The following is a 19,586-nucleotide window of genomic DNA, read 5'->3' as shown; positions in this document are numbered from 1 at the left end:
AGGTCGGGCACCTTCTATTGTGAGGAGGCGACTTCCTTGCCCTGCTCCTTGAACACCTTGGTCCAGTCCTTGACCAGGAGATCGAGCGCCTGCTGCGCGGTGCCCTTGTCCGCAACGACGTAGTCATGCACCCGCTTCTGCATGTCGAGCAGCAGTTGCGCGTAGGATGGCTCGGCCCAGAAGTCCTTGACGATGCCCATCGACTCCAGGAATTGCGGCGCGAACGCCGCGCTCTTCGGGAAGTCGGGCGCGTCGACCACGGCCTTGAGCGCCGAGTATCCGCCGATCTGCCACCACTTCTGCTGCACGGTGGGCTGCGCGAACCACTTGATGTAGGCGAGCGCGTCGTCCTTGTGGTCGGAGGTTGCCACCACCGAGATGCCCTGCCCGCCGAGCTGGGTGAAATGCCCCTTGGGACCTGCCGGATTGACGAAGAAGCCGATCTTGTCGCCGCCGACATTCGGATCCTTGTAGAGGCCGGGGAAGAAGGCGAACCAGTTCATCTGCATCGCGACTTGGCCGGACTTGAAGGCATCGAGGCCTTCCTGCATGTAGGCGTTGGTCATGCCCGGCGCCGTGCAGCACTTGTAGAGCTCCTTGTAGAACTCGAGTCCCTTGGCCGCATCGGCGGAATTGACGATGCCCTGCATCTGGTACGGCTTCTTCGGATTGTCGTAGGCGAAGCCGTAATTGTAGAGCACGTTGGTCACGCCCATCGTGATGCCTTCCGAGCCGCGCTCGGTGAAGATGTAGGCGCCATAGACCTTCTTGCCGTCGATCTCGCGACCCTGGAAGAACTCGGCGATCTGCTTCAGCTCGTCATAGGTCTTCGGCGGCGCCAGGTCGCGGCCGTACTTGGCCTTGAACGCGGATTGAATCTCGGGCCTGGAGAACCAGTCCTTGCGATAAGTCCAGCCCACCGCATCGGCCATCGCCGGCAGCGCCCAGTAGTTCGGCGTGTTCTTCGGCCACTGCGAATAGCCGACGACGGTCGCCGGGACGAAGTCGCCCATCGAGATCTTCTCCTTGTCGAAGAAGTCGTTGAGCTTGACGTACCACTTGTTCTCGGCGGCGCCGCCGATCCACTGGCTGTCGCCGATGATCAGGTCGCAGAGCTTGCCGTGCGAGTTGAGCTCGTTGAGGAAGCGATCAGCGTAGCTCGTCCAGGGGACGAACTCGTATTTCATCTCGATGCCGGATTGCTTGGTGAAGTCCTTACCGAGTTCGACCAACGCGTTGGCCGGATCCCATGCCGCCCAGCACAAAGTGAGCTGCTTGCCTTGCGCTGCGGCCTGCCCGCCGCCGAGAACCCCAAGTGCAGCGGCCGCAACGACCGCGGACGCTACCGTACTGCGTAACCATCCCAATCTTCGCATATCCATTTCCTCCCTATCGTTGAAGCACCTAACTCGCCCGGCGCATCCGTGCCGGATCGACACCGAGACTTCGAAAACCGAGTTGATGAGCGATGATGGAGAGCGAGACTGGCCGCGTCCGGAAACTGGGTCCGGACGGCGGGGCTCCTCCCACACATCAGCTCGATGCGCGATGTTTATCGTTTTTGCAATACTAAACGTATTACTAAATTCAGGAACCCGTCAAGCGGGTTTCTTGCGAGCATCAATGAAAGGCCGACCTCGCCATCCAACGGCAGCCATTCGCTGCAGCGCACCAACGCCGATAGCGGAAAGCGCCGAGCGCTGTGCTCGGCTTGGTGTTTAGTATATCATTTTACTGAACGTTCAGCGCGACGACGAAGGCATCACCCGCATTGATACGGCTTGGTGAAACTCCACAGACGAAACGGCCATGACAGGCCGATCGAGGCGCCGGCCAGCGATCAGTCCTCATCCTTGATCTGGCTGTAAAGCTCGGCGCACAGCCGCGCCGCGTCTTCTTGTAGCGCGGCTCCGACGTCCGCACGATGCGATGGTGGGAATCGCTGAGCGAGCCCCGGATGTCATTGACCTCCATCGTCAGGATCAGATCGGCCTGCGACAGGGTCGAGCGACGGAACGACTGCCTAGCGCGCCAGCGCTGCGATCAACTCGACTTCGATCGAGGCGTTGCGCGGAAGCTGCGCGACGCCGACGCTCGTCCTGCTATGCCGTCCATGCTCCGGACCGAACAGTTCCATGATGAGCTCCGATGCGCCGTCGGCGACCGCCGTCTGACCGCTGAAATCCGTGGCGCTGTGCACGAATACGGTGAGCTTCAGGATCTGCGCGACATTGTCGAGCGATCCGAGATGCGCCTTGATCGCGGCCAATCCGCGGATCAGTGCCAGCCGTGCGCCCCGCTGGGCCTCTTCCAGTGTGACGTCACGGCCAACCTGGCCGACGACATGCACCTTGTCGCCGTCGCGCGGAAGCTGACCGCTGACATAGATCGTATCGCCATGGACCACGACCGGCGCGTAGGCGCCGCCCGCCGCTGCCGACATCGGCAGCTCGATGTTGAGTTCGTTCAGACGTTGCTCGAGGTTCACGATTGCTTGCCAGCGAACTGGCCCTCCTGTCGGGATCGCGGCGCGGCTTCCGCAGCGACGATGGTCCGAGCGAAGCAGAGCTCCGTCTGCCGCCGGGCGTTTCTGTTAGCCGAGTTCCGCGTGAAGCGACAGCCGAGAACATGCTCTCGGAGCAATTCTGCTGGCGTCAGCGCTTCGCGCGGCGCTTCAGATCCGCGCAGAACATGCCGGTCATGTTCTGCCGCCAGACGGGACCTAGCGGCCATATTTTGGCCATAGCCCGTTTCTTAAAGGCCCGAGCGGGCCACGTCCCGCCTCTGTTTTGCGTCGCCTGGCCGGTGCGGTCGCTTCGCAATCAAATCGCAGATCATCGCTGCGCCCCTCCCAGAACCAGGATGGTCCGCCAACAACAAGAGGACTTTGTAATGCGTAAAACTCTCGCGGCTGTCGCCGTGCTCCTGGCTTTCGCGTCGTCTGCTGCTGAAGCTCGCGGCCGTCATCACCATCATCGACATTCTGCACATTCCGGCCGTCCCGCTGCGTGGTGCGGGTGGTTCATGCGCACGCAGGTCGGCAGCGATCCTGGCCCGCAATTCAATCTGGCGCGATCCTGGGCGCGATACGGCTCCAATGCAGGCGGCCCTGCGGTCGGCGCGATCGTCGTCTGGCGTCACCACGTCGGCAAGATCGTGGGTCACGAGAATGGCCAGTGGATCGTCCAGAGCGGCAACGACGGACATGCCGTGCGGACGCGGCCGCGCTCGCTGGCCGGCGCCATCGCGTTCCGCAACGCCTACGCTTCGTTCTAAGGGAACTCTCGTACGCCTCTGCTAACATGCAAGCCGACGACGTTCAGCGGTATACGAACCGTTCATCATCGCGGCTTACGTTCAAGCGGGGTTTCGCCCTGAAGCCCTCAGACGGGCGCCGTCGCCTGCGTTGACCAGGCGGCGGCGCCTTTTTCAGGAATGCATTGGTTTGGCTCAAAGACCGAAGAAAGTCGTCGCTACGTCTACGGCCGTCTGAACAATGTTCCGCTCGCGGTCTCGCGCGAGACCGGCGCACTGCTCTACATGCTGGCGCGCGGCGCACGGGCGCGGAACATCGTCGAGTTCGCTGAGGTGGATGCTCGCGGCGCGAGCAATCAGCCTGCCTTGATCTTGTCGATGATAGCGGACAGCCGCGCGCGCTTTGCGGGATCGGTGACCTGCGCAACGCTGGCGTTGAGGTCGGCCAGTACGCTGGTGACCTTCCATGCTGCGGGACCCTCATCGATCACCGCGTCAGCCAGTTCGTCGGCCTTGTCGGGATCGCCGACGTCGAAAGCAGCGGCAAGCAGTGTCGGACGCACCCATTCGTCGGCGACCTGAAGCTGTCTCGCGCGTTCGCACGCGGCGATCGTCAGCCGCAACGCCGTCTGCGCACGCTCCTCGTCGCCTGCCCGTGCGCGGGTTCGATAGAGGCGGGGCAGATTGCTCGAGCAATAATAGGCATTGAGGTCGAGCTGCATGCCGTGTTCATAGCACTCGATCGCCTTCGCGAGGGCTTGCCGTTTGTCTGCGGCTGATACGGCCGCCCTTTCGAGGCGCTTGTAGCGACCGCCCATCAGGCCGAGGCGTTCGGGGGTCGGCCCCGCCGCCTTGATCAAGGTATCAAGCGCGGCAATGGCTTGGAGATTGTTGCCGGCATAGGCGCCGGCAAACTCGCGAATTTCCTGGATTTCGGCGACATCGCTGAACCGCGTCGGAAGGCTGGTCACAAAGTCAAGGACACTGTTCCAGTCCTCCGTCGAATCCACGCTGTCGCGCAACAGCAACAGCAATGCGAGCGCAATTGGATAGGTCGCTGGCGGGCTTCCTTCGCTCGCGATCAGCTTCTGCGCGAGCTCCATGCGCTTGCTACGCGGTGCGGCACGAACCTCGCGCACCTTAGTTTGGAACACTGCGAGCTCGGCGAGTTGCTCCTTGGTCGTCGTCGCCTTAGCCGGATCGACGTTGCCGGGATAGCCAGGCATCGACTGATGCATCGGCGAAAGCCCGTCGCGGAGCGACACGATGCCCTCCTTGATCTTGGGCCGAAGGCCGGCTGCCGTGTCGTCGGAAATGTTGCCCTCGGGGAGCGGGTAGCGCACGGTACGCATCTGCACAACATCGAACAATTGCTTCGACCAATCGGCCGCGAGCAGGACGCATCCAGTCTTTTGCGCCGCGTGGCGGATACCAACCTCGTAGTAAACGTTGCCGTTCGGAATTGTCATGTCCGCCAGCACGAGGTCAGCGAAATAGAGCCGCTCCAGCATCTGGCCGACGATCAACGCACCGGTGTCCTGGTCGGCGCGAACCGGTTCAAAGCCGAGTTCCTTGATGACCGGAACATAACCCCGATCCCAGAGCGCGTTAAAGTCAATCTCAGCCGGACCAGACTTGGGGTCGGCCTGGGTCGCCTTGCGGCCGTAAGGCATGATCATGAAACACGACGGCATCTTGCAATTCCTTCAGTTCCACAATTTTTTCGTATCCAGCCAGTAAACCCATGTCGTCTTGCGCCCCGCCTCGTCCATCAGGTGCTTGGCGCCGCCCGGACCATCGCCGCCTTCGCCGTTCCACAGACAGATGAAGGCGAGCTTCTTGTCGCCAAACCGGGCGGCGCGTTCGAGCATCCATTGATTGTCGCGCTCGTAGGCGTTTTGGCCGGCCGGCAGCGACCCCAGTTCGTCCGGCATGACATGGAGCGTCGCATTCGATTTCGCTGCAAAATAGCGGGCGCGCCAATCACCACCGGCGAAATCAACCGAGCCGGCAAGAAACGTCGGCTCGTCGAACGGAATATAGATTTCGAGCCGCATGCCCTGCGCGAGCGCGGATTCCGCAAACAGCAGATCGCCGCCGCAGGCGCCGCCGCAAATGGCGAGATCGCCTTTGGTGACACCGATCTTCGCAAGCGCGTCGGCGATCGCAGCGGCCGCAACAGCTTCCTTGTCCGGAGGAAAGCGTGGGGTTTTTCGGTCCGGCGCATCGATCATGTGCCCGCTGAAGAGAACCACCGTGTTCGGTGATTTGGCGTCCTGGTCCGTGGCCATCGCGACACCTCGACTCATGATTGGATCATTATGTCCAGGTGACGAACTTATCTGAAGGCGAATTCCTTGTCGAAGCCGGGACCGGCGTGTTGTGACGCCGCTCCGCGCGGCATCACGTGAGATCGAAGGCCGACGGGAAATGTTCGGGCTTGACCTGCTCCTTCGCGGCGAGCTGTCCGATCCCGGCGAGTTCATCCATGTTCTTCGGGTCGTCCATCGCGGCGACCTTCGCGAGCGCGTCGGGCGTCCGCTCGATGCCGAGCTTCTGCTTCAGCCAAGCCGTTTCCAGCAGCACATTATAGCGCGCATAGGTCGCGAGTTGCGGCCCGCTCTGGCTGTCCGCGATCATATCCGTCACCGCGCGATCGATCGGCCACGGAGTCAGGCAATTGGTCAGCCACTGCAGCATGCCGTGATTGAGCCGCGCGCAATCGTCCATGAGCGATTGCAGCGAGCGCACGCCCTGCTCCGCCGCCGGCATGTGAAGTATCTGCTCGGTCGGATAGGTCGGCCTGAATACGCCGGTACCCGCCGAGATCAGCAGGAGCCTGTCCTTGCCGCTCTCCCAGCGGAAGCCATGGCCATGGAGTGCGGCAAGCATCAGGAGTTGTAGCGCCGGATCGTTGAACGGGCTGACGCCGCCATCGACGAAGGCGCCGCTGACCGTGTGACCGTCGCGCGCCGAGATCGTGATCTCCTCCGGTTGGAAATAGGTTGGCGCCGCGGTGCTGGCACGCACCACCTGGGTCAGCCGCAACGCTCCGTCCTGCCTGGCAAACACCGCGTCCGGATGATTGTGCAGCGGCCAGGGGCTGCCGGTATCGAGCCGCTTGGTCATGATCATCAGGCCGGTGCGGATGCGGTCGCCACCGAGCACGGTATCGGCGCCGAGCTGCGCATCGAGCGCGTGCTGCAAGGCATCGGAATCGAATTTCGGCGCCAGCAGCCCCCGCCGCCAGAATGACTGCTGAAAGATGTCCGTGCCGATCGAGCGATAGAGCTTCTTCAATGCGTCCACGGTCATGCCGCAGGCAAGCCCGGCTGCGATGATCGATCCGGTCGAGGTGCCCCCGATCAGGTCGAAATAATCGCATAGCAACAGGTCCCTGTTCTTGTACCGCTCGCGCAACTGCGTCTCAATCGCGGCCAGATATTCGAGCGTCAGAATGCCGCGAATGCCGCCACCGTCGAGCGCCAATATCCGCTTCGGTCCGGCGTCACGATCAAGATGCTGCTGCTTGGTCTTCGGCATGACTGCCTCCCGACTACGACTTTTGCTGATCTCGATACGGCCGACCGATCACGGCCGATGGCTCAATTGATCGTACGTCCAGGCGCGAATGGCGCCAGGCCATGAAATGAAGCGATGCGTTCAAATCGACACATCGGCAAAGTTTCGAAAAATTTTAGCTAGTCCATCCCAGAGCACGACAAGCGGCTCCGGCTTCCCTGGGTATCTTGCACATGGCACACCCTAAGGTATAGTGAGATGGATCACTGGCAGGCGGTTTTCCTTTTTCGCGCCCGGCGATAGCAGATTTCAGAGACGAGCTATCATTCAGTCCGCGGCAGGACGTGCAGCCGCCTCATTCGGCCGACGAGATGCGGCCAGCCGACGCATGATACTCATGCAGATCGGATTTTGCCCTGCCCAACGATTTCTCGGTCTTCATCAGCCATCGCGCCGAAGACGGATTTCTCGCGCGTCTCTTGAAGGCTCGGCGGGAATATCTGAGCAGCCTGGACGGTCAGCGTTCGGTGGAATGCTTTGTCTGCGAAGAAATTCCGGGCGGCGCGGGGACGTTCCAGACCCGGCTGGCGCAGGCCATCGAGAAGAAGTCGCCGGGCGAACCGAAGCCTGCGCTCAAATCATCGAGGCGACGCGCTCGAGACCGATCAGGCGCGCCAGCGAACGGACCTCGTTCTTCTGATCCTCGCGGAGCTGGAACAGCAACGGCATCGCGGCCGACTTCAGCTGCTGAACTTCCTCGGAGTCGGGATCGATCGGCATGTTGCCCGATGCGGGATCGCCCTGGCGCTTGGCGTGGATTTTTCGCGCGACGGCACGCAGCGCGGTCTCGACTGCCGGCCAGTAATATTCCTGCGATGACGACAGCTTCAGCCGGTCCTTGATGCCGGCGATCTGGGCGTCGCTGAGCAACGCATAAGTCTTTTGCGGCGCCGGCTTGGCGGCAGCCTTGGGCTTCGGCGGTGCGGCGGGGGCAGTCGGCGACGCCGCGGCGGGCTCTGCGACCTTCGGCTGGGCGGCATCGGCGGGGTCATTGAGCTTCGGCAGGCCGAGATCGGCATGCTCGGCGGAGGCATAAGCCTGGGGCACCGTATCGGTCGCGCCCGGGATCGCGGCTTGCGCGCGCAGCAGCAGCGGTGACGGATTGGCCGGAGGCTCGGCGGGCTGCGGCACCTCGAAGGCGGCAGTCGCGAGCGTCGTGACCGCGAGCTTGTCCTGCTTGCCGGCGCGATTGGCGACCGGACCAATGTCGGCCTGCGCCGCCGGCAGGCTGTCACGGCCGAGAATGGCTGTTATCGCGGCGCCGGCGAGGAGGAGGCAGGTCAGCGCGGCGAGGGTGATGGCTCTGGTCAAAAACTACTCCATTGCCGGCCGGTGTTGCCGCAAACTGCGCGCGAAATGCGGCGTTAGCGTGCCGTGACCGCGCCAAATAGGTGAAATCGTCCCGAAACGACCCGAAAATCAGGCCGCAGCGTCGAGCTCATAAGCTTCCTGGATGTCGGCCACGATCTCGTGCGCCGTCCAGAGGGCGCCGGGCTGGACCGAGTGCAGGCTGACCGTCCAGTTGGTGCGGCGGGTACGCGGCGTGCTGACGATATCGAATTCGACCTGACGGCACAGCGGATGCCGCTGCAGGGCGTAGAACACGCGGGTCCGGAGATCGTCGAGCGATGCCGGGGTCTTGGCGAGCGCCTCAAAAGCCATGGTCGCATTCCCACTACTGCCGGGCGGCCAGCCGCGGCGGCGGACCATCCCGTGACGCATAGTTGGGACCGGCATGGTTAATGCCGCGTTAAGCGAACACGCGGGATTTGAGCGGCGAACTCGCAGCGTATCAGGCGAGCCGCACCCGCGCGCTCGCCGCCTCGTACTCCGCGACCGTTTGCGCGACGAGTTCGTCGACCCCAAGGACCCCGGTCACCCCCGAGGTGGAGTGACCGCCGCTCCAGATGTCGCGCCAGCGCTTGGGGCGGCTTTCGCGCGCGCCGATGTCGATGTCCTTGCCGATGTCGATCGCGCCGCGCGCTGGCAGGTTGTCGGGATCCAGCCCGGCAGCTTCGATCGAGGGCCGCAGCATGTTGGTCTGCAGGCCGGTGAACGCCGTCGTGAGCACGATGTCATCGGCGGTGGCGCCGACCAGCATCTGCTTGTACCTCGCGTCCGCCATGCTCTCGCGCGTCGCGATGAACTTGGTGCCCATGTAGGCGAGATCGCAGCCGAGCGCCTCGGCGGCGCGCAGTGCGTGACCGTCGCTGATGCCGCCGGCCAGCACGATCGGGCCGTCGAAGAATGCGCGCACCGCGCGGACGAACACGAACGGATTGAGCCAGCCGGTCTGCCCGCCGGCGCCCGCGGTGAGCAGCACGAGCCCGTCGGCGCCGGCTGCTGCCGCGCGCTCGGCATGACGGATCGAGGCGACGTCGGCGAAAACAAGCGCGCCGGCGTCGTGCAGCGGTGCGAGCACCGGCGCCGGCGAGCCGACCGAGGTGATCACAAGCTCGGGCTTGTGCCGCAACAGCACCGTGAGATCCTGCTGCAGCCGCGCATTGGAGCGGTGCACGATCAGGTTCGGACAGACCGGCGCCGCCGACCTTCCGCTCGCGTCGGCATGCACCTGCAGGCTGCGCGCGATATCGCCAAGCCACGCATCGAGCTGTTCCGTCTCACGGCAATTCACTGTCGGAAAGGAGCCGATCACGCCGTTGCGGCAGGCAGCTACCACCAGCTCGACGCCGGACACCAGAAACATCGGTGCCGCAATCAGTGGCAACCGGAGGCGATCGCGAAAACGCGTGAGAAGATCAGCGGCCAAGTCGTTTCATCCCTGCGTCATTGTGTTAGCGTTGCGCCGACATTGGCACGCAAGAGGCCAAAGGCAAAGTGGGAGGAGGCGAGGACATGAGCAACCCGCTCTATGCATTTCCGGCGGTCTGCGAACAGACCTTGCGCGCGCTGGCGCGCTATCCGTCGCACACAGCCTTCGCGTGGCCGGGCGGATCGCTCAGCTATCGGGGCGCGACCGACCTGATCGGACGGATGCAGAGCGTGTTCATGCGGCTCGGCCTTGCGCCGGGTACCCGCGTCGCGATGCTCACCGCCAACCGCGCCGACAGCTGGTGCGCCGGCGTCGCCGCGCAATTGTCGCGGCTCGCGATCACCTGGCTGCACCCGCTCGGCTCGCTCGACGACCAGCTGTTCCAGATCGAGGACTCCGAGGCCGAGATGCTGATCGTCGACAGCATCACGTTTCGCGATCGCGGCGGCGAGCTCGCGGCGAAGGCGCAGGGCCTCAAGACGGTGTTCACGCTCGGCCCGGCGGATTACGGCGCCGACCTGTTGCAGGTGGTCGAGGATGCCGGCAGCGCGACCGCGAAGAACTTCGCTCGTGAAGACGATATCTCGACCCTGAACTACACCGGCGGCACCACCGGCAAATCCAAGGGCGCGCTGCGCTATCACCGCGAATATGGCGGCTTCGCCGCCGCGATCCTCGCCGACTTCGAGATTCCCGAGACGCCGCGTTACCTCACGGTGGCCCCCATCAGCCATGTCGCCGGCACCAAGGTGCTGCCGACGCTGATGCGCGGCGGCACCGTGCACATGCTGAAGGGGTTCGATCCGGAGGCCGTGTTCAAGACCATCGAGCGCGAGAAGATCAACTTCACGCTGTTCGTACCGACCATGATCTATGTGATGCTGGATCATCCCGCGCTGCCCAGGACCGACCTCTCCTCGCTCGAGCTGTTGCTCTACGGCGCCTCCGCGATGTCGCCGAGCCGACTGGTCGAAGGCATCGAGCGGATCGGCCCGGTGTTCTCGCAGCTTTACGGCCAGACCGAATGCTATCCGGTCTCGGTGCTGCGCAAGGCGGATCATGACCCGAAGACGCCGGAGCTGTTCCTGTCCTGCGGTTTCCCGATCGCCGCCTGCCAGGTGAAGATCCTCGATCAGGACGACCAGGAGGTTGCGACCGGCGAGGCTGGCGAGATCTGCGTGCGCGCCACGCATGTGATGGCGGAATACTGGAAGCGGCCCGACATCACGGCCGAGACGCTGAAGAGCGGCTGGCTGCACACCGGCGACATCGGCTGCAAGGACGAGCGCGGCTACATGTTCATCCTCGACCGCAAGAAGGACATGATCGTCTCCGGCGGCTTCAACATCTTTCCGCGCGAAGTCGAGGATGTGCTGTCGCAGCATGCCGACGTCGCAATGGTCGCGGTGGTCGGCGTGCCCGACGACAAATGGGGCGAGGCCGTCACCGCCATCGTGGTGGCGCGCGAGGGTGCTTCGCCCAATGCGGACGAGCTGATCGGCCTCGTCAAGGCGAAGAAGGGCTCGGCGCACGCGCCGAAGCAGATCCAGTTCGTCACGGAGCTGCCGATGACCGGCGTCGGCAAGGTCGACAAGAAGGTACTGAAAGCGCGCTTCTGGTCCGGCCGCGACCGCATGGTGGGGTGAGGCGCTCGCACGAGACCATCGTTGGTCCAGTCATCCCGAGGAGCGCTCTCGCGCCTCGAAGGATGCACGGCCCGGATATTTCAGCGAGCGCTCGGCCTATCCTGGCGACAGCCGGGTCCTCGCCCTTCGAGGCTCGCTTCGCTCGAACCTCAGGATGACGGCGACGAGGTGGATGGCGCAGCGAGACTGTCGGTGCTCGCTGTAACCGTGTGCTGCCCCACCCCCTGCGCCAGCAGCTGATCGAGCCGCTCGCGCAGCTGATCCTGGTGATAGGGCTTGGCCAGCCGCGGCAGGTCGAGCTGGGTGCCGTCGGGCAGCTCGGCGTAGCCGGTGGCGAGCAGGACGACGAGGTGCGGGCGCACCTCGCGCGAGGCTGCGGCGAGTTCGAGGCCGGTCATGCCGGGCATCACGTGGTCAGTCATCATCAGGTCGATCTCCTGGTCGCTCCTGAGGATGTCGAGCGCGTGCGGTCCGGAATTGGCGCCGATGACGCGGTGGCCGAGGTCCTCGAGCATCTCCATGGTCGACATCGCAATCAGCGGATCGTCGTCGACCAGCAGGATCACCGCCGAGCGCTTGACCTTCTGTGCCGCAGGCGCCGGGCTCTCGACCGCCGGCACGGCAGTCGCAACCGGCAGCACCAGCGCGGCCGTGGTGCCCTTGCCGACGGCGCTCGACAGCTGCAGCGCGCCGCCGAGCTGGACCGCGAGCCCATGCACCATCGACAGGCCGAGCCCGGTCCCCTTGCCCACCGGCTTGGACGAGAAGAACGGCTCGATCGCCCGCTTCAGCACGTCCGGCGACATCCCGGTGCCGCTGTCGATCACCGACAGTCTGAGGTAGTTGCCTGGCTGCAGCGCCGGATCGCCCTTCGACTGGAAGGCCGCGAGGCGGATCTCGATCACGCCGCCATCCGGCATCGCGTCGCGCGCATTGATCGCAAGGTTGAGCAAGGCAAGCTCGAGCTGGTTGGTATCGACGCAGGCCGCCGGCAGTCCATCGGGGATGTCGAGCCGCAAGCCGATGCGCGGCCCGAGCGAGCGCTCCAGCAATTCGCTCATGTCGCGCACCAGCGCGCCGAGATCGACCGGCACCGCGCGTAGATCCTGCTGCCGCGCAAAGGCCAACAGCCGCTGCGTCAGCGAAGCACCGCGCTCGGCGCCCTGCAATGCGCCGTCGACCAGCCGGCGCAGGCGCGGGTCCTCCGGCATCCGCTTGCGCAGCAGATCGAGATTGCCCATCACGGCCATCAGCAGGTTGTTGAAATCGTGCGCGACGCCGCCGGTGAGCTGGCCGATCGCCTCCATCTTCTGCGCATGGCGGAGCTGTTCCTGCGCCCGCTCGCGCGCGGCGACCTCCTTCATCAGATCGGCGGTGCGCTGCTCGACCCGCTGCTCCAGCGTCGCGGTGAGCTCGGCAAGCGCGGTGCGCTCGGCGGCGAGCTGCGCCAGCAGCGCTTCGCGCTCGATCTCCGCGGTCTTGCGCGCGGTGATGTCGGAGCAGACCCCGACCAGCGACCGGATGCTGCCGTCGGGCCGGCGCACCGCGCGGGCGCGCACATCGACCCAATGCTGGGTGCCGTCGGGCCAGATGTTGCGATACTCGATCCGGTAATCCGCGCCGGTGCGCAACGTTTGCTCGACGATTTCGCCGCGGCGGGCGCGGTCATCGGGATGCACCGCGGCGAGCAGCTCCTGATAGGTGAAGGGATCGCGCGGCTTGCGCCCGAAGAATGCCTTGCAGGTCGGCGACGCCTCGAGCTCGAACTCCGGCAGATGAAGTTCAAGCGCGCCGAGATGCCCGGCATCGAGCGCGGTCTGCAACAGGTCTTCGCTCTCGGTCAGGTCCTCCAGGATCTGGCGGGTCTGGTACTGGCGGCGGCGGCCGCGCACCGCCGCGGCGACCAGGCTCACCAGCGTGGTCGGATGAAACGGCCGCTCGATGAAGGTGACATTGCCGAGCGCGCGGCCGAGCCGCGCCGCTTCGGGATGGCGCTCGGGCCCGCCCCCCTTTTCGCTCATCAGCACGATGGGAAAATCCGACCATGACGGCTGCTCATTCAGCCAGCGCGTCAGGCCGGCGAGGTCGGCGTTCCTGATCGCCTCATCGGCAATGATGGCAAGGCCCGCCCCGCTCATGACCTGGTGCTCTAACTCGGCCAAGTCGCCGCAGATGTTGGCGTAGTAACCGGCTTCCTTGATCAGGTGGGCAGTCTTGACGGCGTCCCGCTCGCTCGCGGCGAGGATGACCGCGCGTTCCGAGGACGGGCCGGGCTTCATCGTGTCTGTCCCTGCGACGGCCGGGCGCAGCGACCGACCGGCACAGCATGAAACCGCCGGGCGGCCAATGCCACGATACCGGCCGCGGGATCGATACGCACCATGAGGCCCCCTAATCGGAGCGAAACTCGCTGGCGGCGCCAAGCGTTCCCGGCGGGCGGAGTTATTTTTGCTGCAAGGCCGCTGCTTGGCGCGGCTCCCCACGGCGAATCCGTAAAACAACCCCATGCACAGTAGATGTGGCCCGCCTTCTCCTTCCCCCTGAATGCGGGAAGGTCGGGAGTGGCGGCCCCAGGCCAGGCTGTATGCGGGGAGAGAGCTGATCCCCACCCGCTTTGCTCTGGCGAGCAAAGCGACCTCCCCTTTGCAAGGGGAGGTGGGAGAACGGTAGCCCTGGCTAGCGCCGATCGATCACGAGGCTCTGGACGGTACGGCCGAAATAGCCGCGCTGGTCGGCGAGCCGCGACATCGCAAGCCCGGCACCGTCAGGCCCGATCCAGCTTTCGCTGTCGAGCAGGATCCAGTCGCCGACCGGTTCGCGCGCCAGGCTCACGGTGAGATCGGCGTTGATGAAGGTCCACTGGCTGAAATCGAGCGCCGGCGAAACGCCGTTGGAGAAATCCGAAGCGACCACCGCGCGCATCGCCTGCGAGACGGCGACGCCGGCGATCAGCGGGCGGTCGACGCGGAACCAGATCGCACCCGGACCCAGCACGCCGAAGCGGCCGCGCGCGGCCCGCATCGAAATGTTCTTCACGAACGGACTGTTCGCGAGATTGCCCGGCTCGACCGCACTTTCGTCGGGGCCCGGCAGATCGACCGGAAACGCTGCGACATCAGGCGGCAGCTCGGCCGCCTGATGCTTGATCTTCAGCACGGTGGCCGAGACGACGAGAACGCCGTCGGCGAACAGCTTGACGCCGCAGAGCTGGATCTTGCGGCCGTCGCGCTGGATCTCGCTCGAAACCGTCAGCGGCGCCACCGGCACCGGACGCATCAGGTCGATCGTGACCCGCGCGATCCGCATCGGCACCGGCGTGGGGATGGCTTCGGCGGCCCACACCACCAGCGCGGCCGGCGCGGAACCGTGCTGCATCCGCGGATCCCATGGACCCGCGGCATCGGGACTGGTGACGATGCGGTCGCCGTCGACGCGAAAGATCGGGTCCATCAAAGCGCCGGATCGACCGCCTCGTCATACTCTTTCTTGAAGCGCGCAATCAGTTCGGCCGCGGGCACCACCTTGGAGATGCTGCCGACGCCCTGGCCGGAGCCCCAGATCTCCTTCCAGGCCTTCGGCTTGGCGCGCTCACCCGACGCATCGGTGCCGAAGCTCATCTTCGAGGGATCGGAGGTCGGCAGGTTTTCCGGATCCATGCCCGCTGCGACGATCGAGGGTTTCAAATAGTTGCCGTGCACGCCGGTGAACAGGTTGGAGTAGACGATGTCCTCGGCGGACGAATTGGTGATCATGCTCTTGTAGCCCTCGACCGCGTTTGCCTCTTTGGTCGCGATGAAGGCGGAGCCGATATAGGCGAAGTCGGCGCCGATGATGCGCGCGGCGCGAATGGCGCGGCCGTTGGCGATGGTGCCCGACAGCGCGATCGGCCCGTCGAACCACTGCCGCGTCTCCGAGACGAACGGGAACGGTGAGATCGTGCCGGCATGGCCGCCGGCGCCGGCCGCGACCAGGATCAGGCCGTCGGCGCCCTTCTCGATCGCCTTGTGTGCGAACTTCTGATTGATCACGTCGTGGAACACGATGCCGCCCCAGCCGTGGACGGCCTGGTTGAGCTCCTCGCGCGCGCCGAGCGAGGAGATGATCATCGGCACCTTGTGCTTCTCGCAAAGCGCCATGTCGTGATCGAGCCGGTTGTTGGATTTGTGCACGATCTGGTTCACCGCGAACGGCGCCGACGGCCGCTCCGGGTGTGCCTTGTCATAAGCGGCGAGCTCTTCCTTGATCCGGTACAGCCATTCGTCGAGCAGCTCCGGCGGGCGCGCATTCAGCGCCGGAAACGAGCCGACCACGCCAGCCTTGCACTGGGCGATAACGAGGTCGGGCACCGAGATGATGAATAGCGGCGCCCCGATCACGGGAAGAGACAGGCGGCCCTTGAACAGAGCAGGCATCGACATAGGCGGCGGATCCTCAAGCTGGTTGGTCTCGAATGCTGAGCGTCATACCAACAAGGCAATCTTTCCACTGTCAAGGATTGCGTTTTGGCGCTGCAAAAGGATGACAAAACCTCATCCACACGCGGCATTTTCCGCAGGCGTGTGGCATCCCAGCGGCGATTTTGCCCGCCTTATTGGCAGACCGCCCGTGTCACGAAATTTTCCGTCTTGCAGTCGTTCGGCCCGCGCTTGTGGCCCGGCAAATAGACCAGCGGCGAGCATTTCTCCGTGGCGGCAATATCGATGCCCTTGCCTTCCTTGTATCCGTTGCTCTGACAGAGCCGGTCGGCGCCGATCTTGCAGTCGGGCGCACCGTTGGCGGCCACCGCGCAGGCCGCACGCCCGGTGACCATCGTCGAGGGCCGCGCCAGGTTCGACAAGTCGTTGAAGGTATCGCCGGGGCTCTTCAGCGGCGGCAGCACCGACTTCGACTTCTCGAACAGCTTTTCGATTTCGTTGATCAGCCCGGGATGCTCGCGCGCGGGCGGCAGCTCGATCTGTTGCGTCTGAGACTCAGCAGGTTGCTGCGCGGGGGACTGCACACCGAGCACGGGCGGCGCAGTCTGCGCCCGCGCGCTATCGGTCGCAGGTAGCGCCATCGACAGCACAAGGGCCGCCATCGCAGCGCACGCCTTGGCGGGATTGAGTCTCGCGAGATTCACCGGTGTCGTTCCGTCAGCCAACGCAGCGACCGTAGTCCGAAGCCGTCCGCGAGCATAGACGCGGACAGCTAGAACTTTGGTTAGAGCGTTTTCGAGCGAAGTGGATACCGGTTCACGTGAAGAAAACGCGCCGAAACAACAAGCTGGAGCTTCGGGTCCGATTCAGTCAGAACCGAAGCCCTAGATCAGCTTGAATGCGACGACAAAGCCCAGCACCAGCACGATCGCGCCGATCGCAACCCACAGGCCGAGCCGCTTCTCGAGCTCGGCACGGATGACATCGCCATAGCGATTGAGCAGCACCGCGACGAAGAAGAAGCGGCCGCCGCGTGCGACGATCGAGCACAGGATGAACAGCCAGATGTTGTAGCCGGCAAAGCCCGAGGTGATCGTCACGAGCTTGTAGGGGATCGGCGTCAGCCCCTTCACCAGGATGATCACGGCGCCCCACTCGGCATAGGAGGTGCGGAACGCATCGACCTTGTCGGAGAGGCCGTAGAGGTGGATCAGCCACTGTCCGAGCGAGTCATAGAGCAGCGCGCCGATCGCGTAGCCGAGTACGCCGCCAGCGACCGACGCGACGGTGCAGACCGCCGCGAACCACCAGGCCCGCTTCGGCCGCGCCAACGACATCGGCAACAGCATGATGTCGGGAGGAATCGGGAAGAAGGAGCTTTCGGCGAAGGCGACGGCGGCGAGAATCCACAGTGCGTAGGGCTTGTCGGCCGCCGCGACGCACCAGTCGTAAATCCGTTTCAACATGGGCGCGATGAACCATCATGGCGCGGATTTGTCCATGCCGGGATTGGATCGAATTTGGTTGATTTACGACTGCCGTTTGCGCAGCCGGTTCTCCAGCGCGACAATTCGACGCCGAACCACCGGATCGGGCGCGGTCTTGGGAATCTTGACCGGCGACTTCGGCAGCTTCTCGGCGATCCCGAGCAGCCGCTCGCGCCGCTCCATCTCGCGCCAGACATCGTCCGGCTTCACGCCGGCCGACGCCCAGAGAACGGTGAGATTGTAGAGCAGGTCCGCACTCTCGCGGACCATCGCATCCGGTTTGCCGCTGACGGCGTCGATCACGACCTCGACGGCTTCCTCGGCGAGCTTCTTGGCCATCTTGGCCGGCCCGCGCTGGAACAGCCGTGCGGTGCGCGACGTAGCCGGATCAAGATCCTTGGCCACGATCACCGCCTGGTAAAGCCGCTCGATCGAATCACTCATCCTGCGAGCCTAATCGAAACGCGTCGCCAGCGTGTTAACGGCCTCACCGAAAACGAAAAATCCACCGGCCTCGCAGCCGGTGGATTCGATGTTTTGTGACAGTTCTGAGAACCGAGGATGCGTGTCAGTACGGCGTATAGGGCAGCGCCGAGCGGCGCCCGTAATAGCCGTGATAACCATAATACGGTCCGCCGCCGTAATAGGCCGGGCCACCACCATAATAGGCGGGACCGCCATAATAGCCGGGACCGCCGTCGTAGTAGCCATAGGAATCGTAATAGTCGCGGCGGTTCTGGGCTGCCGCGATTGCCAGACCTGTGCCGACGATCCCGGCGAATACGGCCGCAGCGGCCGCGCCACCGCCTCCGCCACGATAGTAGCGACGGCGCGCGCTGATGTCGGTCGCTCCGCTGGTGCCGTGCGATGTGGTCACGGCGGCGGCCTTGCCCGCAGGAGCGGAGCCCGCGAACGCCATCGTCGGCTCAACGGCCGTCAACGCCACCGCGGCAACCGTTGCCAATGTGGCTGCGCGGCCAATGGACGAAAAAACACCTTTTCGCGCAAACATTGCAGTCATCCTTTGTGGAAGCCGGCCCGACGGGCCTCGGTGAGCTAACCCACTCCACCTAGATTAGGTTCCCCAAACCGAACGCAAGCTGAACAACCCTGACATGAAATCGAGGCAGTCATCGGCCGTTCACCTTGTCTGGGGCAAAATGCGTGCAATGGCGCTTGAAATTGCAGCTTGAAATGATCTTTGCCCTGGCGCATTCGGTGTCATGAAGCAGGCGCGGCCGGCGCGGCACTTTGTCTCGCCTCCCGGATGTGATGATGCAGGTAAGTCGGACCACCGTTCTCCGCTGGATACTGGCCGGCATGATCGGCCTTTCGGGCGGCGTGTGGCCGGCCGTCACACCGCTGCGCGCCGGCGATGCGCCGCAGCCGCTCACCATCCAGTTCACGCTCGATCGTCCGCTTGATGCTGCTGCGGCCCCGTTCGTGATGGCGTCGGCCGGCGGTCTGTTCGGCGCCGAGGGCCTTGCGGTCGGCACCAACGTCGCCACCAGTTCGGCCGACGCCATCGCGCGTGTCGCCGACGGCTCGAGCGATTTCGCGCTGGTCGACATCAATGCGCTGATCCGCTTTCGCGACAAACCTGATGCTGCCCCCGTCAAGGCAGTGTTCGTGCTGTTCAACCAGGCGCCTTACGCAATCATCGCCCGCAAGAGCCGTGGCATCAGGGCGCTGGCCGACATGGAAGGCAAGAGCCTCGGCGTCGCCGAGGGCGACCTTTCGGTCCGGCTGTGGCCTGCGGTCGCCAGGCAGAACGGCATCCAGCTTGCGAGCGTGAAGCAGAACATCATCAGCGCCGCGGTGCGCGAGCCGATGCTGTCCGCCGGACAGATCGATGCCGTCACCGGCTTCTCCTACCTCTCGGCGATCAATCTGCGCGATCGCGGCGTGCCCGCCGATGATCTCGCGGTGCTGCGCTTCGCCGGCTATGGCTGCGAGGCCTATGGCTTTGCCGTGATCGCCAGTCCGCGCCTTGCGGCGGCGAAGCCGGACACGGTGAAAGGCTTCGTGCGCGCGGTGATCGGCGGCACCAACCTCGCCGTCAAGGACCCGGCCCGCGCCGCAAGCGAGGTGGTGAGCCGGATGGACGGCGGTTCGCGCGACCTGGAGCTCGAACGGCTCGGCGCCATTCTCCGCGACAACATCCTGACCAGCGAGGTGAAGCGCAACGGCCTCGGCGGCATCGAGCCGGAGCGCTTCGAGCGGTCGCTCGACCAGCTCGCGGAGGACGTCAAATTCCAGAAGCGACCGCGCGCCGTCGACATCTTCGACGATCAATTCCTGCCGCCGATCGATGGCCGGCTGGTGAATTGAGAGCCGGTTTCCTTACGACAACTCGCTCTCCCCGTCATTGCGAGGAGCGATAGCGACGAAGCAATCCATCTCGCCACGCGCGCGGTGACAATGGATT

At 64.5% G+C, this 19,586-nt stretch carries 18 protein-coding genes and 1 pseudogene; 4 read left to right on the top strand and 15 right to left on the bottom strand.

What is annotated here, in order from left to right; genetic code table 11:
• Nucleotides 1-14: 14 nt before the first annotated feature.
• Entirely contained in the window at nucleotides 15-1,376 is a 1,362-nt protein-coding gene (locus AKN83_RS09840) for an ABC transporter substrate-binding protein (protein WP_050405522.1), read from the bottom strand.
• Nucleotides 1,377-2,023: 647 nt separating this feature from the next.
• The gene (locus AKN83_RS09835; RefSeq protein WP_050405523.1) at nucleotides 2,024-2,488 is read right to left on the bottom strand and encodes a RidA family protein; all 465 of its coding nucleotides are present in this window, start codon (nucleotides 2,486-2,488) and stop codon (nucleotides 2,024-2,026) included.
• A 536-nt stretch (nucleotides 2,489-3,024) separates the two neighbouring features.
• Here AKN83_RS09835 and AKN83_RS09825 point away from each other — a divergent pair.
• Nucleotides 3,025-3,276, top strand: a complete 252-nt coding sequence (locus tag AKN83_RS09825; RefSeq protein WP_050405525.1) for a C40 family peptidase — start codon at nucleotides 3,025-3,027, stop codon at nucleotides 3,274-3,276.
• Between the two features lie 195 nt (nucleotides 3,277-3,471).
• Nucleotides 3,472-3,582, top strand: a pseudogene (locus tag AKN83_RS41115) (O-methyltransferase); the annotation flags it as partial.
• Between the two features lie 29 nt (nucleotides 3,583-3,611).
• On the opposite strand, the gene AKN83_RS09820 reads toward AKN83_RS41115, so the two are convergent.
• The 6 genes from AKN83_RS09820 to AKN83_RS09795 all read right to left on the bottom strand — a co-directional run bounded on the left by AKN83_RS09820 (nucleotide 3,612) and on the right by AKN83_RS09795 (nucleotide 9,607).
• Nucleotides 3,612-4,949 (bottom strand): tetratricopeptide repeat-containing protein, encoded by a 1,338-nt coding sequence (locus tag AKN83_RS09820; RefSeq protein ID WP_157113293.1) that lies wholly within the window; start codon nucleotides 4,947-4,949, stop codon nucleotides 3,612-3,614.
• A 12-nt stretch (nucleotides 4,950-4,961) separates the two neighbouring features.
• A complete protein-coding gene (locus AKN83_RS09815; protein ID WP_050405566.1) occupies nucleotides 4,962-5,489 on the bottom strand; it encodes a hypothetical protein in 528 nt (175 codons plus the stop codon).
• 169 nt (nucleotides 5,490-5,658) lie between these two features.
• Nucleotides 5,659-6,798, bottom strand: a complete 1,140-nt coding sequence (locus AKN83_RS09810) for a patatin-like phospholipase family protein (protein WP_050405527.1) — start codon at nucleotides 6,796-6,798, stop codon at nucleotides 5,659-5,661.
• A 612-nt stretch (nucleotides 6,799-7,410) separates the two neighbouring features.
• Nucleotides 7,411-8,148 (bottom strand): hypothetical protein, encoded by a 738-nt coding sequence (locus AKN83_RS09805; protein WP_050405528.1) that lies wholly within the window; start codon nucleotides 8,146-8,148, stop codon nucleotides 7,411-7,413.
• A 108-nt stretch (nucleotides 8,149-8,256) separates the two neighbouring features.
• Nucleotides 8,257-8,499 (bottom strand): hypothetical protein, encoded by a 243-nt coding sequence (locus AKN83_RS09800; protein ID WP_050405529.1) that lies wholly within the window; start codon nucleotides 8,497-8,499, stop codon nucleotides 8,257-8,259.
• 130 nt (nucleotides 8,500-8,629) lie between these two features.
• Nucleotides 8,630-9,607, bottom strand: a complete 978-nt coding sequence (locus AKN83_RS09795; RefSeq protein WP_050405530.1) for an NAD(P)H-dependent flavin oxidoreductase — start codon at nucleotides 9,605-9,607, stop codon at nucleotides 8,630-8,632.
• 86 nt (nucleotides 9,608-9,693) lie between these two features.
• Between AKN83_RS09795 and AKN83_RS09790 the strand changes: the two genes are divergently transcribed.
• Nucleotides 9,694-11,256, top strand: coding sequence for an AMP-binding protein (locus AKN83_RS09790; RefSeq protein WP_050405531.1), 1,563 nt, complete (start codon nucleotides 9,694-9,696; stop codon nucleotides 11,254-11,256).
• 149 nt (nucleotides 11,257-11,405) lie between these two features.
• Here AKN83_RS09790 and AKN83_RS09785 read toward each other — a convergent pair whose 3' ends face one another.
• From AKN83_RS09785 to AKN83_RS09755, 7 genes are all read right to left on the bottom strand, one after another.
• Nucleotides 11,406-13,535, bottom strand: coding sequence for a hybrid sensor histidine kinase/response regulator (locus tag AKN83_RS09785; protein ID WP_063695280.1), 2,130 nt, complete (start codon nucleotides 13,533-13,535; stop codon nucleotides 11,406-11,408).
• A 397-nt stretch (nucleotides 13,536-13,932) separates the two neighbouring features.
• Nucleotides 13,933-14,706: a thioesterase family protein gene (locus AKN83_RS09780; RefSeq protein ID WP_050405532.1), complete on the bottom strand. Its 774-nt coding sequence runs from the start codon at nucleotides 14,704-14,706 to the stop codon at nucleotides 13,933-13,935.
• Nucleotides 14,706-15,674 carry an NAD(P)H-dependent flavin oxidoreductase gene (locus AKN83_RS09775; RefSeq protein WP_050405533.1) on the bottom strand — a complete coding sequence of 323 codons (969 nt, stop codon included), beginning with the start codon at nucleotides 15,672-15,674 and terminating at the stop codon, nucleotides 14,706-14,708. Before AKN83_RS09775 ends, AKN83_RS09780 begins: the two co-directional genes overlap by 1 nt.
• A gap of 170 nt (nucleotides 15,675-15,844) precedes the next feature.
• Nucleotides 15,845-16,312: a hypothetical protein gene (locus AKN83_RS09770; protein WP_347336822.1), complete on the bottom strand. Its 468-nt coding sequence runs from the start codon at nucleotides 16,310-16,312 to the stop codon at nucleotides 15,845-15,847.
• A gap of 243 nt (nucleotides 16,313-16,555) precedes the next feature.
• A complete protein-coding gene (locus tag AKN83_RS09765) occupies nucleotides 16,556-17,137 on the bottom strand; it encodes a YqaA family protein (protein ID WP_050405535.1) in 582 nt (193 codons plus the stop codon).
• Nucleotides 17,138-17,200: 63 nt separating this feature from the next.
• A complete protein-coding gene (gene hisE / locus AKN83_RS09760; RefSeq protein WP_050405536.1) occupies nucleotides 17,201-17,602 on the bottom strand; it encodes a phosphoribosyl-ATP diphosphatase in 402 nt (133 codons plus the stop codon).
• Nucleotides 17,603-17,726: 124 nt separating this feature from the next.
• Nucleotides 17,727-18,170, bottom strand: a complete 444-nt coding sequence (locus tag AKN83_RS09755; RefSeq protein ID WP_050405537.1) for a hypothetical protein — start codon at nucleotides 18,168-18,170, stop codon at nucleotides 17,727-17,729.
• Nucleotides 18,171-18,433: 263 nt separating this feature from the next.
• Here AKN83_RS09755 and AKN83_RS09750 point away from each other — a divergent pair, with 263 nt between their 5' ends.
• A complete protein-coding gene (locus tag AKN83_RS09750) occupies nucleotides 18,434-19,489 on the top strand; it encodes an ABC transporter substrate-binding protein (protein ID WP_050405567.1) in 1,056 nt (351 codons plus the stop codon).
• Nucleotides 19,490-19,586 lie beyond the last annotated feature (97 nt).

It is taken from the genome of Bradyrhizobium embrapense (genome assembly GCF_001189235.2).
In the GTDB taxonomy this organism is placed as follows: Bacteria; Pseudomonadota; Alphaproteobacteria; order Rhizobiales; family Xanthobacteraceae; genus Bradyrhizobium; species Bradyrhizobium embrapense.
Note: the sequence above shows the minus strand (reverse complement) of the source record. Positions and strands in the feature narration are given on the sequence as shown.

Bases quoted from the DNA above. Each gene is read 5' to 3' on its own strand.
- AKN83_RS09840 (WP_050405522.1), bottom strand. From the start codon at position 1,376: ATGCGAAGATTGGGATGGTTACGCAGTACGGTAGCGTCCGCGGTCGTT.
- AKN83_RS09825 (WP_050405525.1), top strand. From the start codon at position 3,025: ATGCGCACGCAGGTCGGCAGCGATCCTGGCCCGCAATTCAATCTGGCG.
- AKN83_RS09820 (WP_157113293.1), bottom strand. From the start codon at position 4,949: ATGCCGTCGTGTTTCATGATCATGCCTTACGGCCGCAAGGCGACCCAG.
- AKN83_RS09815 (WP_050405566.1), bottom strand. From the start codon at position 5,489: ATGATCGATGCGCCGGACCGAAAAACCCCACGCTTTCCTCCGGACAAG.
- AKN83_RS09810 (WP_050405527.1), bottom strand. From the start codon at position 6,798: ATGCCGAAGACCAAGCAGCAGCATCTTGATCGTGACGCCGGACCGAAG.
- AKN83_RS09800 (WP_050405529.1), bottom strand. From the start codon at position 8,499: ATGGCTTTTGAGGCGCTCGCCAAGACCCCGGCATCGCTCGACGATCTC.
- AKN83_RS09790 (WP_050405531.1), top strand. From the start codon at position 9,694: ATGAGCAACCCGCTCTATGCATTTCCGGCGGTCTGCGAACAGACCTTG.
- AKN83_RS09785 (WP_063695280.1), bottom strand. From the start codon at position 13,535: ATGAAGCCCGGCCCGTCCTCGGAACGCGCGGTCATCCTCGCCGCGAGC.
- AKN83_RS09780 (WP_050405532.1), bottom strand. From the start codon at position 14,706: ATGGACCCGATCTTTCGCGTCGACGGCGACCGCATCGTCACCAGTCCC.
- AKN83_RS09775 (WP_050405533.1), bottom strand. From the start codon at position 15,674: ATGTCGATGCCTGCTCTGTTCAAGGGCCGCCTGTCTCTTCCCGTGATC.
- AKN83_RS09770 (WP_347336822.1), bottom strand. From the start codon at position 16,312: ATGGCGCTACCTGCGACCGATAGCGCGCGGGCGCAGACTGCGCCGCCC.
- AKN83_RS09765 (WP_050405535.1), bottom strand. From the start codon at position 17,137: ATGTTGAAACGGATTTACGACTGGTGCGTCGCGGCGGCCGACAAGCCC.
- hisE (WP_050405536.1), bottom strand. From the start codon at position 17,602: ATGAGTGATTCGATCGAGCGGCTTTACCAGGCGGTGATCGTGGCCAAG.
- AKN83_RS09755 (WP_050405537.1), bottom strand. From the start codon at position 18,170: ATGTTTGCGCGAAAAGGTGTTTTTTCGTCCATTGGCCGCGCAGCCACA.
- AKN83_RS09750 (WP_050405567.1), top strand. From the start codon at position 18,434: ATGCAGGTAAGTCGGACCACCGTTCTCCGCTGGATACTGGCCGGCATG.